Origin of the sequence: Bradyrhizobium cosmicum, from assembly GCF_007290395.2 — a bacterium.
Lineage (GTDB): Bacteria > Pseudomonadota > Alphaproteobacteria > Rhizobiales > Xanthobacteraceae > Bradyrhizobium > Bradyrhizobium cosmicum.
This window is the reverse complement of the sequence record NZ_CP041656.2, coordinates 4,924,983-4,940,887: the sequence shown is the minus strand read 5'-3', so window position 1 is coordinate 4,940,887 and position 15,905 is coordinate 4,924,983. Positions and strand designations below refer to the sequence as shown.

14 protein-coding genes are annotated in these 15,905 nt (G+C 65.4%); all 14 read left to right on the top strand.

The genetic code is table 11. The features are described 5' to 3' along the window. Positions 1 to 5: 5 nt before the first annotated feature. The 14 genes from FNV92_RS23865 to FNV92_RS23800 all read left to right on the top strand — a co-directional run bounded on the left by FNV92_RS23865 (position 6) and on the right by FNV92_RS23800 (position 15,844). Positions 6 to 956, top strand: coding sequence for a sugar-binding transcriptional regulator (locus FNV92_RS23865; protein ID WP_143844302.1), 951 nt, complete (start codon positions 6 to 8; stop codon positions 954 to 956). Between the two features lie 340 nt (positions 957 to 1,296). After that, a complete protein-coding gene (locus FNV92_RS23860) occupies positions 1,297 to 2,550 on the top strand; it encodes an ABC transporter substrate-binding protein (RefSeq protein WP_465038560.1) in 1,254 nt (417 codons plus the stop codon). A gap of 84 nt (positions 2,551 to 2,634) precedes the next feature. Further along, positions 2,635 to 3,507 carry a carbohydrate ABC transporter permease gene (locus FNV92_RS23855; protein WP_143844304.1) on the top strand — a complete coding sequence of 291 codons (873 nt, stop codon included), beginning with the start codon at positions 2,635 to 2,637 and terminating at the stop codon, positions 3,505 to 3,507. Between the two features lie 3 nt (positions 3,508 to 3,510). Continuing rightward, on the top strand, positions 3,511 to 4,341 hold the full coding sequence (locus FNV92_RS23850; RefSeq protein ID WP_143844305.1) for a carbohydrate ABC transporter permease: 831 nt from the start codon (positions 3,511 to 3,513) through the stop codon (positions 4,339 to 4,341). A 16-nt stretch (positions 4,342 to 4,357) separates the two neighbouring features. Beyond that, positions 4,358 to 5,365, top strand: a complete 1,008-nt coding sequence (locus FNV92_RS23845; RefSeq protein ID WP_015687247.1) for an ABC transporter ATP-binding protein — start codon at positions 4,358 to 4,360, stop codon at positions 5,363 to 5,365. A gap of 31 nt (positions 5,366 to 5,396) precedes the next feature. Continuing rightward, positions 5,397 to 6,170 carry an SDR family NAD(P)-dependent oxidoreductase gene (locus FNV92_RS23840; RefSeq protein ID WP_015687246.1) on the top strand — a complete coding sequence of 258 codons (774 nt, stop codon included), beginning with the start codon at positions 5,397 to 5,399 and terminating at the stop codon, positions 6,168 to 6,170. 38 nt (positions 6,171 to 6,208) lie between these two features. Next, complete coding sequence (locus FNV92_RS23835) at positions 6,209 to 7,855, top strand: FGGY-family carbohydrate kinase (RefSeq protein WP_143844306.1); 1,647 nt, start codon at positions 6,209 to 6,211, stop codon at positions 7,853 to 7,855. Positions 7,856 to 7,860: 5 nt separating this feature from the next. Next, positions 7,861 to 8,796, top strand: a complete 936-nt coding sequence (locus tag FNV92_RS23830; RefSeq protein WP_143844307.1) for a carbohydrate kinase family protein — start codon at positions 7,861 to 7,863, stop codon at positions 8,794 to 8,796. A gap of 135 nt (positions 8,797 to 8,931) precedes the next feature. Next, positions 8,932 to 10,353 carry an amidase gene (locus tag FNV92_RS23825; RefSeq protein ID WP_143844308.1) on the top strand — a complete coding sequence of 474 codons (1,422 nt, stop codon included), beginning with the start codon at positions 8,932 to 8,934 and terminating at the stop codon, positions 10,351 to 10,353. An 84-nt stretch (positions 10,354 to 10,437) separates the two neighbouring features. Further along, positions 10,438 to 11,388: an ABC transporter permease gene (locus tag FNV92_RS23820; RefSeq protein WP_143844309.1), complete on the top strand. Its 951-nt coding sequence runs from the start codon at positions 10,438 to 10,440 to the stop codon at positions 11,386 to 11,388. Then, on the top strand, positions 11,385 to 12,278 hold the full coding sequence (locus tag FNV92_RS23815) for an ABC transporter permease (RefSeq protein WP_041748426.1): 894 nt from the start codon (positions 11,385 to 11,387) through the stop codon (positions 12,276 to 12,278). Before FNV92_RS23820 ends, FNV92_RS23815 begins: the two co-directional genes overlap by 4 nt. Before the next feature lie 2 nt (positions 12,279 to 12,280). Further along, entirely contained in the window at positions 12,281 to 13,291 is a 1,011-nt protein-coding gene (locus tag FNV92_RS23810; RefSeq protein ID WP_168213589.1) for an ABC transporter ATP-binding protein, read from the top strand. Then, positions 13,288 to 14,292: an ABC transporter ATP-binding protein gene (locus tag FNV92_RS23805; RefSeq protein WP_143844311.1), complete on the top strand. Its 1,005-nt coding sequence runs from the start codon at positions 13,288 to 13,290 to the stop codon at positions 14,290 to 14,292. The genes FNV92_RS23810 and FNV92_RS23805 overlap by 4 nt, the downstream gene beginning before the upstream one ends. A gap of 55 nt (positions 14,293 to 14,347) precedes the next feature. Next, complete coding sequence (locus FNV92_RS23800) at positions 14,348 to 15,844, top strand: ABC transporter substrate-binding protein (RefSeq protein WP_143844312.1); 1,497 nt, start codon at positions 14,348 to 14,350, stop codon at positions 15,842 to 15,844. Positions 15,845 to 15,905: the final 61 nt, after the last annotated feature.

Here is a 15,905-nt window from a genome sequence, read left to right as displayed (position 1 = left end):
CCGCCATGGCTGCCGAGAACGAAAAATCCAGGCTCGACGACGCCGCGCGCGCCGGCTGGCTCTATTTCATTGCCGGCCACACCCAGGACGAGATCGCAAAGATGCTCCAGGTGTCGCGGGCGTCGGCGCAGCGGCTGGTCTCGCTGTGCCTCGCCGAGCGGTTGATCACCTTCCGGCTCGAACATCCCATCGCCGCCTGCATGGAGTTGGCCGGGCGCCTGAAGCAGCGTTATGATCTCGCCCATTGCGAGGTGGTTCCTGCAGATCCAGCTGCGCCGCAGGCCACGGCCGGCATCGCCGAGCGCTGTGCCAATCTGCTCGATGCGACGTTGCGCTCCGAGACGCCTGTCATCGTCGCGCTCGGTACGGGGCGGGCGGTGCGCGCTGCCGTCGAGCGCGTCACGCCGATCGATCGGCCAAATCATCAGATCGTCTCGCTGGTCGGCAATATCTCCGCCGATGGTTCGGCGAGCTTCTACGATACTGTCGGCCGGCTCGCGGACCGCACCGGCGCGCGCCACTATCCGATGCCGCTGCCGTTCCTGATGTCGTCGGAGGACGAACGCAACAAGATGGTGCAGATCGAGCCGATCGCGAAGGTGAAGGCGGTTGCGGCCAAGGCGGACTTGCGCCTCGTCGGCATCGGCCAGATGGACCAGAAGGCGCAGGTGCATGTCGACGGCTTCGTCACCCGCGACGAACTGTTCGAGATGATGCGGCAGGGCGCCATCGGCGAAATCACCGGCTGGGCCTATGATTTCAAGGGCCGCCTGCTCAAAGCCGGCACCAACAAGCGCCTGACCAGCATTCCGCCGGAAGTGCCGGCGAAGACGACGACGATCGGCGCCGCGGTCGGCTCGGCCAAGGTGCCGGCGATCACGGCGGCGCTGAACGGGCGGCTGATCAACGGCCTGATCACGGACGAGGCCACCGCGCGGGCAATATTGGAGCGTTGAGGCGGGCGATCTCGCCGCTCGCTCTGCTGTCATCGTCCGCGAGAGCGGACGATCCAGTACGCCGCGGCTCAGCTTGGGGCAAACCAATAGACGTCACGCAGTACCGGGTGCCCCGCTTTTGCGGGGCACGACAGTGTGGGTGGGGCGCCACCCTCCCGCACCGCAGCACTCATAAGTTGCGCGAACTTCCTCGCGCCTGCTTGACAAGCACCGCCCCTCATTCGAACATACGCCCAACGCGTGGGCATATGCTCAAAAACGCGAGTTGAGGGAGGTCACCGTGAAACATGTCCTCGGCGCCGTCTGCGGCGCGTCTTGCTTGTTGCTGGCCGTCCCCGCGATGGCTGAAACGACCCTGACGATCGCCACCGTAAACAACGGTGACATGATCCGCATGCAGGGGCTGACCAGCGAATTCACCAAGAAGAATCCAGACATCACCGTCAAATGGGTGACGCTGGAGGAAAACGTGCTGCGCCAGCGCGTCACCACCGACATCGCCACCAAGGGCGGTCAGTTCGACGTGCTGACCATTGGCACCTATGAGGTGCCGATCTGGGCCAAGAAGGGCTGGCTGGTGCCGCTCGCCAATCTCGGCGCCGACTACGACGTCGCCGACCTCCTGCCGAAGATCAGGGACGCGGTCTCCGTCGATGGCAAGCTCTACGCCGCGCCGTTTTACGGCGAGAGCTCGATGATCATGTATCGCACCGATCTGTTCGAGAAGGCCGGCCTGAAGATGCCGGAAAAGCCGACCTGGGATTTCGTGATCGACGCCGCCAAGAAGCTCACCGACAAGAGCGCCGGCGTCTACGGCATCTGCCTGCGCGGCAAGGCCGGCTGGGGCGAGAACATGGCGTTCCTCTCCGCCATGGCCAATTCCTATGGTGCGCGCTGGTTCGACGAGAAATGGGAGCCGCAGTTCAACACGCCGGAATGGAAGGCGACGCTCACGACCTACGTCAACCTGATGAAGGACGCGGGCCCTCCCGGCGCCAGCTCCAACGGCTTCAACGAGAATCTCGCGCTGTTCAACGCCGGCAAGTGCGGCATGTGGATCGATGCGACGGTGGCGGCATCGTTCGTCACCAATCCGAAGGATTCAAAGGTCGCCGACAAGGTCGGCTTCGCGCTCGCACCGAACACCGGACTCGGCAAGAATGCCAATTGGCTGTGGGCCTGGAATCTGGCTATCCCCGCAGGCTCCAAGAAGACCGAAGCCGCCGAAAAGTTCATCGCCTGGGCGACGAGTAAGGACTACACGAAACTCGTGGCCTCCAAGGACGGTTGGGCCAACGTGCCTCCGGGCACACGGATCTCGCTCTACCAGAATGCTGAGTATCTGAAGGTCGCGCCGTTTGCGAAGCTGACGCTGGCCTCGATCGACGCGGCCGATCCGAACAAGCCGACCGTGAAGCCGGTGCCTTATGTCGGCGTGCAATACGCCGCGATTCCTGAGTTCCAGGGCATCGGCACGCAGGTGGGGCAGCAATTCTCCGCGGCGCTGGCCGGATCGATGACGGTCGATGCCGCGCTCAATGCGGCGCAATCCGCCACCGAGCGCGAGATGAAGCGCGCTGGCTACATCAAGTGAACCCGAGCTCTCCCTGAGCAAACTTGCGGCCATCCACCGTCCCTGATGGATGGCCGCCTTCTTCCCGCAAGCGGAGAAGCGTGAATGGCAACCCGGCAGACGCAAATTCTTGCGCGCGCGCTCCTGACGCCTGCGGTGGGGCTGCTATTCATCTGGATGATCGTCCCGCTCGCGCTGACGATCTATTTCTCCACGCTGCACTACAGCCTGCTCGATCCCGGCTCGGAGTCGTTCGTTGGGCTCGAGAATTTCCGCTACTTCCTGACCGATCCCGCCTTCCTAGCCTCGCTCCAGAATACGCTGGTGCTGGTCGGCTCGGTGCTGGCGCTGACCATCCTGCTCGGCATCCCCCTGGCGCTGCTGATGGACCAGCCGGTGATCGGCCGCAACGTCGTGCGGTTGATGGTAATCGCGCCGTTCTTCGTGATGCCGACGGTGAGCGCGCTGGTCTGGAAGAATCTCCTGATGCATCCGGTGTCCGGCTTGTTCGCCTGGCTCGCCAAGCTGATCGGGCTGACGCCGATCGACTGGTTCACCGATGCGCCGCTGCTCGCGGTGATTCTGATCGTTGCCTGGCAATGGCTGCCGTTCGCGACGCTCATTCTGCTCACCGCGCTGCAATCGCTCGACGAGGAGCAGAAGGAGGCCGCCGAGATGGATGGCGCCAGCGCGGTCTCGGCCTTCATCTACATTACGCTGCCGCATCTTGCGCGGCCCGTTACCGTGGTGATCCTGATCGAGACCATCTTCCTGCTCACGGTGTTCGCCGAGATCTTCGTCACCACCGGCGGCGGGCCGGGCCTTCAGACCACCAACATCGCCTTCCTGATCTATTCGCAGGCGCTGATCCAGTATGACGTCGGCACCGCGTCGGCGGGCGGCCTCGTTGCTGTCGTGATCGCCAACGTCGTGGCCTTCTTTCTCGTCCGCATCGTCGGCCGCAATCTGGAGACCTGAAGAATGGCGCGGATGGCAACGACGCAACGAGTGGTGATTTCGACGATCGGGGCGTGGTTCTTCGGCTTCCTGATCTTCTTTCCGATCCTGTGGATGGTGTTGGCGAGCTTCAAGACCGAGCTGGAGGCCTTCGCCATCCCGCCGTCCTTCCTGTTCTTCCACTGGACCACGGAAAATTACGTGACCGTGCAGGAGCGCAGCGATTATCTGCACCACGCGATGAACTCGACCATCATCGCCGGCGGCTCGACGCTGATTGCGCTCCTGATCGCGATCCCCGCGGCGTGGTCGATGGCGTTCTCGCCGACCAAGCGGACCAAGGATATCCTGCTCTGGATGCTCTCGACCAAGATGATGCCGCCGGTCGGCGTGCTGGTGCCGATCTACCTCATTTACAAGAGCTTCGGCCTGCTGGATTCCCGCATCGGCCTCGTCTTCATCCTGTGCCTCGGCAATCTGCCGATCGTGATCTGGATGCTCTTCACCTATTTCAAGGAGATCCCGCGCGACATCCTTGAAGCCGCGCGCATGGACGGCGCCACCATCGGCCGCGAGCTCGTCTACGTCCTCACGCCGATGGCGATCCCGGGCCTGGCTTCGACCATGCTGCTCAATTTGATCCTGGCCTGGAACGAGGCGTTCTGGACGCTCAATCTGTCGACCTCGAACGCCGCGCCGCTCACCACGTTCATCGCGTCCTATTCGAGCCCGGAAGGGCTGTTCTGGGCCAAGCTGTCGGCGGCATCGACGCTGGCGATCGCGCCCATTCTCGTCCTCGGTTGGTTCAGCCAGAAGCAGCTCGTTCGCGGGCTTACCTTTGGCGCGGTAAAGTAAGAAGGGCTGCCGGATCATGGGTCAGATCACACTTCAGGACGTGCAGAAATCCTTCGGCCCGGTGCACATCATCAAGGGCGCCGATCTCGACGTCGCCGACGGCTCCTTCGTGGTGTTCGTCGGACCGTCGGGCTGCGGCAAGACCACGCTCTTGCGCTTGATCGCGGGGCTTGAGGACGTCAGCGGCGGAAAGATCCTGATCGACGGCAAGAACGTGGTCGACACGCCGCCCGCCAAGCGCGGGCTATCCATGGTGTTCCAGTCCTACGCGCTCTATCCGCATATGAGCGTGCGCGGCAACATCGGCTTTGGCCTGAAGATGGCGGGCCTTTCCAAGGACGAGACCAACCGCAAGGTGGAGGCGGCGGCCGCCACGCTGAACCTGACGCCCTATCTCGACCGCAAGCCGCGCGAACTCTCCGGCGGCCAGCGCCAGCGCGTCGCGATCGGCCGGGCCATCGTCCGCGAGCCCAAGGCGTTCCTGTTCGACGAGCCGCTCTCCAATCTCGACGCGGCGCTGCGCGTGCAGATGCGCATCGAAGTCACGCGGCTCCAGAAGCAGCTCGGTACCACCGCGATCTACGTCACCCACGACCAAGTCGAGGCCATGACCATGGCCGACAAGATCGTCGTGCTCAACGGCGGCAAGATCGAGCAGTATGGCTCACCGCTGGAGCTCTACGAGAAGCCGGCCAATCTCTTCGTCGCCGGCTTCATCGGCTCGCCGAAGATGAATTTTGTCACCGGAGAGCTCGCCGGGCAGCAAGGGGCGACCACCATCGGCGTGAGGCCGGAGCATCTCAAGATCGAGCGCGACGGCGCAGGCGGCTGGCTGGGGACGATCGCGGTCGCCGAGCATCTCGGTAGCGACACCTTCCTCTACGTCGATGCCGGTCCGCTCGGAATGCTGACGGCGCGCTACATCGGCGAATTGAGCCTGCATGCCGGCGACCGCGTGTCGCTGGTGCCGGACCCCGCCCGCATCCACCGCTTCGACGAGCGCGGCAACGCGCTTCGCGGCTAACAAGAACCGGCGAGAGAACGGGAAGACAAAAATGTACCTGGAAAAATTCAAGCTGAACGGCAAGACCGCGTTCATCACCGGCGGCGGGCAGGGCATTGGCCTCGGCTGCGCCGAGGCGCTGGCGGAAGCCGGCGCGAAGGTCATCATCGGCGACCGCGACGGCAAGGTCGCCGATAGCGCGCAAGCCGACCTGAAAGCAAAGGGCTACGACATCGAAACCGCGATCATGGACGTCACCGACACCAAGCGAGTCGCGGAAGTCGCCAACGACCTCGTTGCCCGCCACGGCAAAGTCGACATCCTCGTCAACAATGCCGGCATAGCACGCAGCGAGACGCCGGCCGAGACCGTCACCGATGAGCATTGGCTCAACGTCATCGACGTCAATCTCAACGGCACCTTCTGGTGCTGCCGCGAGTTCGGCAAGCACATGCTGAACGCCAAACGCGGCGCCATCGTCAATGTCGGCTCGATGTCCGGCTTCATCGTCAACAAGCCGCAGGAGCAGTGCTTCTACAACGCCTCCAAGGCCGGCGTGCACCATCTGACCAAGTCGCTCGCCGCCGAATGGGGCGCGCGCGGCATCCGTGTCAATGCGGTGGCGCCGACATACATCGAAACGCCGCTCAACGCCTTCGTGAAGAGCAACGCCAAGATGTACGACGCCTGGATCGGTGGAACCCCGATGGCGCGGATGGGGCAGGTCGAGGAGATCGCCTCCGTCGTGCTGTTCCTCAGCTCGGATGCCGCGAGCCTGATGACCGGCAGCATCGTGCTGGTGGATGGCGGCTACACTTGCTGGTAGGCTTGCGTCAAAACTGACGAGAGCGACCGGGAGCGACAATGCCGCGAGCGTATATCGGCGTCGACGTGGGGACCACGAGCACGCGGGCAGGGGTGTTCGACGAGGCCGGCACGCTGCTGGCGAGCGCCCGCCATCCAATCAGGATCTGGCACGAGGCCGGCGATATCGTCGAGCAGTCGTCGTCCGACATCTGGGACGCCTGCGCGAAATCGGTGCGGACCGCGATGGCGGAGGCCGGGATCGCGCCGGACAGCGTCGGCGGCATCGGTTTCGACGCGACCTGTTCGCTGGTGGTGCTCGATCCCCACGGCGAGCCGGTCACCGTCAGCGCCTCCGGCGACCGGCAGCGCAACGTCATCGTCTGGATGGATCATCGCGCCATTGCCGAGGCGCGGCTGATCGACGAGACTGGAGATGGCGTGCTGCGCTATGTCGGTGGCTCGATCTCGCCCGAGATGGAGATGCCAAAGCTGTTGTGGTTGAAGCGCCATTTGCGCACGAGCTTCGACGCGGCCGGTCATTTCTTCGATCTGGCAGATTACCTGACCTGGCGCGCAACGGGCTCGCCGCAGCGCTCGACCTGTACGGTCACGTGCAAGTGGAACTATCTCGCGCATGGCGGCGGCGGCTGGAGCGAGCCGTTCTTCCAACGCATTGGCCTCTCGGACTTCGTCAGTGAGAAGTACGCCCGTATCGGTACCGAAATCGTCGCACCCGGTACACGGCTCAGCGCTGGTCTCACGCAAGGGGCGGCCGCCGCTCTCGGCCTCTCTCCGGGCACACCGGTCGGCGCGTCGCTGATCGACGCCCATGCTGGCGGTATCGGCGCCATCGGCGGCCGGGACGGATCGGGCGGCGCGACCGATGTGAGCGACCGCCTCGCCTACATCATGGGAACGTCGGCCTGCATCATGGCAACGACCAAGGAGCCGTGCTTCGTGCCTGGTGTCTGGGGCCCCTATTATTCCGGCATGGTGCCGGACTTCTGGCTCAACGAGGGCGGGCAGTCCGCGGCAGGCGCGGCGATCGATCATCTTCTCAAGTCGCATCCCGGTTTCACCGAGGCGAGCGCGGCGGCGCGGAAAGACGGCCTCGACATCATCGAGTTTCTGGAGCGCCGCATCGTCGCGCGTGCCGGTGACGCCAGCCGCGCCGCGCTGCTCGCCCGCGACGTCCATGTCCTGCCCGAATTCATCGGCAATCGCTCGCCTTATGCCGATCCAGATACGCGCGCGGTGATCGCGGGCCTCGATCTCGATACCGATATCGGTGCGATGGAACGGCTGTTCGTTGCCGGCCTGTGCGGGCTTGCTTATGGTCTCGCGGAGGTGATCGAAGCCTTTGCCGCGCACGGCGTCCATTCCAGCATCATGATCATGGGCGGCGGCGCGAGCCGAAGCCCGTTGGTGCGGCAGATCATGGCAGATACCACGGGCCTCACCGTCGCTCTGCCGCAGACAAAGGAGCCTGTGCTGCTGGGCGCCGCGATGTTAGGGGCGGTCGCCAGTGGCGCCTACGCCTCGATCGGCGAGACCATGGCAAAGATGTCTGCGCTGGGCCAGAAGAGCGAGCCGACGGCGCCCGACATGGCTGCCTTTCACGCCCGCAAGCGCGACGCTTACAAGCTGCTGCGCGAGGTCGATCGCGGCAGCCGCGCGGCGATGCGTGATATCGTTAGGGGTTGAGACGGATGCTGATTGCCTGCGGCGATGCGCTGATCGATTTCGTGCCGACGCGGAACGCGGATGGCCGCGAGGCGTTGATGCCCGCTGTCGGCGGCTCCTGCCTCAACGTCGCGATCGGTATGGCGCGGCTGGGCGCGCCCACCGGCTTCGTCGGCGGCATCTCGACCGACCTGTTCGGGCGGATGATCGCAGACCACGCCGCAGCCTCCAACGTGGAGCTCGGTCTCGCCGTCCGCAGCGACCGCCAGACCACGCTGGCTTTCGTGCGCATCGCCGCGGGCGAGTCGAGCTACGCGTTCTACGATGAGGGGACCGCGACACGGAGCTGGGCGTACCAGCGAGGGTCGATTCCATTTGCAGAGGTCGAAGCCCTGCACGTCGGTTCGACCACGCTGGTCAACGATCAAGGCGCCGCTGAGACGAAGGCGCTGATCGCGGACGCGCGGGCATCATCGACGATCTGCTTCGATCCGAATTGCCGCCCCAATCTGGTCAAGGGCAAGCCGGCTTATCTCGCGCGCATGACCGAGTTCGCCGAGGGCGCCGATCTCGTCAAGATGTCGGACGTCGACTTCGCCTATCTCTTTGGAGCCGAGCCTTACGAGCAACGTGCCAGCACGCTGCTCGGGCAGGGCACCAGCCTGGTCGTCATCACCCGCGGCAGCGACGGTGCGATCGCGTGGCACGCCAAGGCAGGGCAGGTCGAAGTCCCCGCGCCGAAGGTCGCGGTCGCCGATACCATCGGCGCCGGCGACAGTTTTCAGGCGGCTTTGGTGTTTGCCCTGAAAAAGCAGGGGCGGCTCGCCCGGCAGCAGCTGAAGGACATCGGCGCCGACGAACTCCTCCGCGCGCTGACTTTTGCCGTCAATTGCGCCGGCATCACCTGCACCCGTCCGGGGGCCGATCCGCCCTGGAGCCACGAGGTCAGCTGGAGCTGGTAGCAGCGGGTCCAGACATCCTCCGAGACAGGTATCCTCCGAGATGTCCCGGCGGACTGCGGCCATGCGCCAGCCGAAATGGACAGGTGAGGTGCGCGCTGGCAAGGTCCGCGCGTCCTGACGCGAGCCTGTCCATCCATGAGCAACGATCTCTGTTTCCTCTCCGCCGTCGAGCTGCGCGAACGGATCCACGGCAAGAAGATCTCCCCGGTCGAAGTCACGCGGGCCGTGCTCGCACGCGCCGAGGCGCTCCAGCTCGAGCTGAACTGTTTCATCACGCTCTGCGGCGAGGAGGCGATGGAGGAGGCGCGCGCCGCCGAGCGCAAGGTAATGGCGGGAGAGCCGCTGGGCCTGTTGCACGGCATTCCCGTCACGGTGAAGGACATCGTCAACACACGCGGCGTGAAGACCACTTTCGGCGCCGTTCCTTACAGGGACAATGTGCCGACCGAGGACGCCGTCGCGGTCGCCAAGCTGCGCGCGGCAGGCGCGATCCTGATCGGCAAGACCACGACGCCTGAGTTCGGCAGCAAGTGCCTGACCGACTCGCCGCTGTTTGGCCGCACCCGCAATGCGTGGGATGCACGGCGCTCTTCCGGCGGCTCTAGCGGCGGTGCGGCGGTGGCCGTTGCAAGCGGCATCGCACCGCTGGCGGTCGCGACCGACGGCGGCGGCTCGACCCGCATTCCAGCCGCCTGCAACGGGGTGGTCGGGCTGAAGCAGAGCAACGGCGTGATCGCTCACAGCCAGGCGCTCGATGCGTTCGGCAACCAGACCTATGTCACGCCGATGACGCGTGATGTCGCCGACACCGCCCTGATGATGCAGGCCATGGCCGGCGAGGACTCCTGCGACCCCTGGTCGATCGGGGTCCCCGTGCCCGACTTCATCGTCACCGCCGCCCCGCGCGGCGATCTGCGGGGGCAAAAGATCCTGTTCTGCGCCTCGCCGCCCGGACGGCCGGTGTCCGCCGATGTCGCAGCCAGCTTCAAGGCGAGCCTCGATCGGCTGGCAAGCCTCGGTGCCGAGCTCGAGGAATTTTCCGGCGAGGGGTTCGACGTCGAGCCGATCTGGCGCGCGATCAATCACACCGTCTGGCGCACGCGCTTCGCCAAACTGGTCGCCGAGCATGGCGACGTCCTCAGCGAAGCCTTCGTCAAGCAGGTTGCGCTCGCGACCAATGTCAGCGGCGTTGCTTATCAGGAGGCGATGTTCGCGCGCACCGCGCTGTTCCGCCGCGTGCAATCCCTGCTTGCGCGTGGGCATCTTCTGGCGATGCCGACCATCACCCGCACTGCGCTGCCGATCGACCAGGACCTGTTCGGCACCATCGAGATCGACGGGGCGCATTTCGACAGCGTCCGGCCGCACTGGTTCCCCTGGACCATGCCGTTCAACATGACCGGGCACCCCGCGATCAGTCTGCCCTGCGGCTTCGGCAGCGACGGCCTGCCGATCGGACTTCAGCTCGTCGGACGCTTCCGTGCCGACGCGGAATTGCTGCACGCCAGCGCACTGTTCGAGGCTTCGCACGATCTTCTGTCCCGCCGGCCCGGCTGAACGGATGCGCGTGCTGCAAAGGGCTTGCCTTGGGCGTCCGGACATGTTGATCGTGCCGCGGATGAGCCCTGAACCCGATCGCGCATGAGCGTCTTTGTCCTCCGACGTGTCCTGACCTTGCTGGCGACGCTGGTCGGCGCATCCGTGATCATTTTCCTGGTGCTGGACGCGCTTCCGGGCAATGCCGCGCAGATGCTGATGGGCGCCGACGCGTCGGCGGATGCGGTCCGTGCGCTCACGGTCAAGCTCGGGCTCGATCAGCCGCTGGCGGTTCGCTATCTGCAATGGATCAAGGGACTGCTGATCGGCGATCTCGGCAACAGCTATGTCTATGGCACGCCGGTCGGGAGCCTGATCGCGGAACGGCTGGTGCTGACCATTCCGCTCGCGATCATGTCCATGCTGATCACGGTGACGCTGGCGCTGTCGGCCGGCATCTACACCGCCGCCAACCACAACAAGCTGGGCGACGTCGGCGTGATGTCGCTGACGCAAATCGGCATCGCGCTGCCTAACTTCTGGTTCGCGATTCTCCTGGTGCTGCTGTTCTCGGTGCGGCTGCAATGGCTGTCCGCGGGCGGTTTTCCCGGCTGGGAGGACGGCATCTGGCCGGGGATCAAATCGCTGCTGTTGCCGGCGGTCTCGCTCGCGGTGGTGCAGGCTGCGATCCTCGCGCGCGTCACGCGCTCGGCGGTGCTGGAAGTGCTGCGCGAGGATTTCGTTCGCACCGCGCGCGCGAAAGGGCTCGGCAAGCGCGAGGTGTTGTGGAGCCACGTGCTGCGCAACGCCATGATCCCCGTGATGACGGTGATGGGGCTGCAATTCGCCAATCTGCTGGCCGGCACCATCGTGATCGAGAACGTGTTCTACCTGCCGGGGCTCGGCCGCCTGATCTTCCAGTCGATCGCCAATCGCGACCTCATCGTGGTGCGCAACTGCGTGATGTTGCTGGCCGCCATGGTGGTCATCGTCAATTTCGTGGTCGACGTGCTCTATGCATTCATCGATCCCCGCATCAAGGTCTACGATTTGTGAGCGCGCCCCTGACCAGTTCGGTTGATGCGCCGGTCGTGGCGCGCCGGTTGCCGGCCCGGACCTTCTGGGCCCGCGCGCTGCGCCATCGCAGCTTTGTGCTGGGCGGTGCGCTCAGCCTCATCGTGCTTGCCTCGGCGCTGCTGTCGCTGGTGTGGACGCCGTGGTCGCCCTACGAGATCGACATCGCCTCGAAACTGCGGCCGCCGTCGGCAGCGCACTGGCTCGGCACCGATTCCTTCGGTCGCGACATCGTCTCGCTGCTGCTCGCGGGTGCGCGCTCGACCATCCTGGTCGGAGTCATCGCCGTGAGCATCGGTCTCACCTTCGGCGTCTGCCTCGGCCTGATCGCGTCGGCGAGGCGCGGCTGGACCGAAGAGATCATCATGCGGTTCTCCGATTTTGCCTTCGCGTTTCCGGCCGTGCTCTCTGCCATCATGCTCGCCGCGGTCGTGGGTCCGGGGATGGTAACCTCGATCGTCGCGATCGGCATTTTCCAGATCCCGACGCTGACCCGGCTGACGCGCGGCTCGGCCAATGCGATCTGGGCACGCGAGTTCGTGCTGGCTGCGCGCGCCTCGGGAAAGGGCAAGTTCCGCATCACCATCGAGCATGTGCTACCCAACATTCTGTCGATCCTGATCGTGCAGGCTACCATCCAGTTCGCGCTCGCCATCCTGGCCGAAGCCGCGCTGTCTTACCTCGGCCTCGGTACGCAGCCGCCGCAACCGTCCTGGGGCCGGATGCTGAACGACGCGCAAACGCTGCTGTTCCAGTCGCCGATGCTCGCGGTCTATCCGGGTGCGGCCATCGCCATCGCGGTGCTCGGCCTCAATCTGCTCGGCGATGGCCTGCGCGATCTGCTTGATCCCAGGCTGGCGCGGGAGCGGTGACGATGGGCGAGCGCGCCACCACACCGCTGATCGCTGTCGACAATCTCGGCGTGCGCCTCAACACCAGCCGCGGGCCGGCCCAGGCCGTGCGCGGCGTCAGCTTTGCGCTGAAGCGCGGCGAGACGCTCGGTCTCGTCGGCGAATCCGGTTGCGGCAAGTCGGTCACGGCGCTGTCGCTGATGGGGTTGTTGCCTGACAGCGCGGTCGTCACCGGCAGCATCAAGCTGGACGGCGGCGAGCTCGCCGGTTTGCCCGATGCGGATTATTGCAAGCTGCGCGGCAATCGCATCAGCATGATCTTCCAGGAGCCGATGACGGCGCTCAATCCGATGCACACGATCGGCCATCAGGTCGCCGAGCCGCTGCGGCGTCACAAGAAATATTCGGCATCGCAGGCGCGGCGGGAGGCGATCGCCTTGCTTGACCGCGTCGGACTGCCCGATCCGGCCAGGCGGATCGATGCCTATCCGCACCAGTTTTCCGGCGGCCAGCGCCAGCGCGTCACCATCGCCATGGCACTCGCCTGCGAGCCGGACCTTCTGATCGCGGACGAGCCGACCACGGCGCTCGACGTCACCATCCAGGGCCAGATCCTCGATCTCATCGCCGATCTCGTCGAGGAGCGCGGCATGTCGATGATCCTGATCTCGCACGATCTCGGCGTTATCGCCGAGAACGTGCAGCGCATGATGGTGATGTATGGCGGCACGGTGGTCGAGAGCGGTCCGACCGACGAAGTGTTCCGCCGCATGGGTCATCCCTATACGCAAGGCCTGTTCCGCGCTCGGCCGAAGCTCGGCGCGCGCAAGGGGACGCGGCTGACCACCATCTCGGGAACGGTGCCGGAGCTTGCCGATTTGCCGGCCGGCTGCACTTTCTCCGAACGATGTCCGCTTGTGATTGATCAATGCCGGGCGGCGCTGCCGCCGGTGGTCGAAGTCGGACCCGGGCACGGCGTGCGCTGCGTGCGCACCGATGTTTCGTTGGCCGCGAATGTCGGGGCGCCCGCATGACGGCGGCTCCGCTTCTCGACGTGAAAGATCTCGAGCAACGCTACACGCTGCCGCGCGAAAGTCTGTTTCGTCCGCCAGGGCAGGTACGCGCACTCAACGGCGTCAGCGTACAGGTCGCGGCGGGCAAGAGCCTCGGCATCGTCGGCGAGTCCGGTTCGGGCAAGTCGACCTTTGCGCGGGTGGTGATGGCGCTGGAGCGACCGACGTCGGGGCAGGTTGCGCTGCTCGGGCGCGATCTCCACCGCATCTCGGCCGACGAGCTGCGCCGCGCCCGCCGCAATTTTCAGATGGTGTTCCAGGACCCCTACGGCTCGCTCGACCCACGCCAGACCATCGCGCGTATCGTCGCAGAGCCCTTGACCGTGCTTGATGGCGCCGACCGCGCCACCTTCGGCGCCCGCGTCGCCGCGGTGCTGAAGCAGGTCGGCCTGCGCGAGGCGGACATGGACAAATATCCGCACGAATTCTCCGGCGGCCAGCGCCAGCGCATCGCGATCGCGCGTGCGCTGATCACGCAGCCTAAGCTGATCGTCGCCGACGAGCCGGTGTCCGCGCTCGACGTCTCGGTGCAGGCGCAGGTGCTGAACTTGATGCAGGACCTGCAGGAGCAGTTCGGCCTGAGCTATATCCTGATCAGTCACGACCTCGCCGTGGTCGACTATCTCTGCGACGAGGTCGCTGTGATGTATCTCGGCCGGATCGTCGAGCAGGGACGGCCGGAGGACCTGTTCGAGCGCTGCGCCCATCCCTATACGCGGGCGCTATTGGACGCCGTGCCGCGCGCGCGCGCCGGCGGGGGAAGGCGGCGGCGCGGGGCCCAGGCGATCGCCTCGCAATCGGCCGTGACGAGCGGGTGTCCTTATGTCGCGCGCTGTACGCTCGCCGACCGGCATTGCCGCGAGGTTCCGCCCTTGCTACGCAAGGTCGGCGAGGGCCATCTCGCCGCCTGCCACAAGGCGGAGGCGGTGATGGCGTTGCCGCAAGTCGCCATGGAAGGTTAGTATCCCCATGGAATTGGCGTAGGCTGGGAAGCAGAGAAGGCCGGGGAGTTACGAGATGTTCAGGAAACTATCGATCGTCGCATTCGCCGCCGCGCTGGCCGTGGCACCGCTGCCGGTGCTGGCTCAGAGCAAGAAGGACAGCGTCGTCATGGCGATGGCGCTGGAGCCGCCGGGGCTCGACCCCACCATTGCGGCCGCGGCTGCGATCGCCGAAGTCACGCTCTACAACATCTATGAGACGCTGACCAAGATCAACGAGGACGGCTCGGTCTCGCCGCTGCTGGCGGAGAGCTGGACCGCATCGCCCGACCTGAAGACCTATACGTTCAAGCTGCGCAAGGGCGTCAAATTCCAGAACGGCGAGGCATTCGATTCCGCTGCCGTGAAGTTCTCGTTCGAGCGCAACGCGATTGCCTCCAGCACCAACAAGGACAAGAGCCTGTTCCAGGCGTTCGAGAAGGTCGACGCGCCCGACGCCGATACGGTCGTGATCTCGGTGAAATATTCCGAGCCGAACCTGCCGTTCCTGCTCGGACAGGCGAGCGGCTCGATCGTCGAGCCGAAGAGCGCGGCCACCAACGGCACGCAGCCGGTCGGCACCGGGCCCTATCAACTGGGCGCGTGGGCCAAGGGCTCCTCGATCACGCTGAACAAATGGGCCGACTATCGCAACGCCGCCGCAATCAAGCTGTCGAAGGTGACGATCCGCTTCATCTCGGATCCCGCGGCGCAGACTGCGGCGCTGCTCTCGGGCGACGTCGACGCGTTCCCGCGCGTTGCGGCGGCGCGCGCCATCGGCCAGTTCAAGGCCGATCCGCGCTTCAACGTCATGGTCGGCGGCTCCCGCGCCAAGACCATCGTCGGCATCAACGAGCGCAAGAAGCCGCTCGACGACGTCCGCGTGCGCCGCGCCATCCTCGCCGCGATCGACCGCAAGGCGATGATCGACGGCGCTGCCGATGGTTTCGGCACGCCGATCGGCAGCTTCTACGTGCCCGGCGCGCTCGGCTATGTCGACACCACCGGCATCAACCCCTACGACCCCGAGAAGGCCAAGAAGCTGCTCAGCGAGGCCGGCGTCACCACGCCGCTCGAACTGTCGCTCAAGCTGCCGCCGCCGTCCTATGCGCGGCAGGGCGGCGAGATCCTGGCGGCGCAGCTCGCCAAGGTCGGCATCATCGCCAAGATCGAGAACGTCGAATGGGCGCAGTGGCTGTCGCAGGTGTTTGCCGGCAACGGCCCGCACAATTTCGACCTCACCATCGTCAGCCATGTCGAGCCGATCGACCTCGTCAAGATCACCGAGCCGGACTACTACCTCGGCTACAACAACGAGGCCTTCAACGCGCTCTACAAGCAGATCGTGGCGACGCCCGACGAGGCCGGCCGCGCCAAGCTGCTCGGTGATGCCCAGCGCATGCTGGCCACCGACGCGGTCGCCGGCTTCCTCTACCAGCCGCAGCTGATCACCATCACCAACAAGAAGCTGAAGGGCGTCTGGAAGGACGTCCCGCAATACGAGAACGACTTTTCGACCTGGTCCTGGGAGTAGGAGCCGCTCGATCCAGTTGACCGTGTCGCTTCGACAATGGCCTCTCTCCATCGGAGCGAGG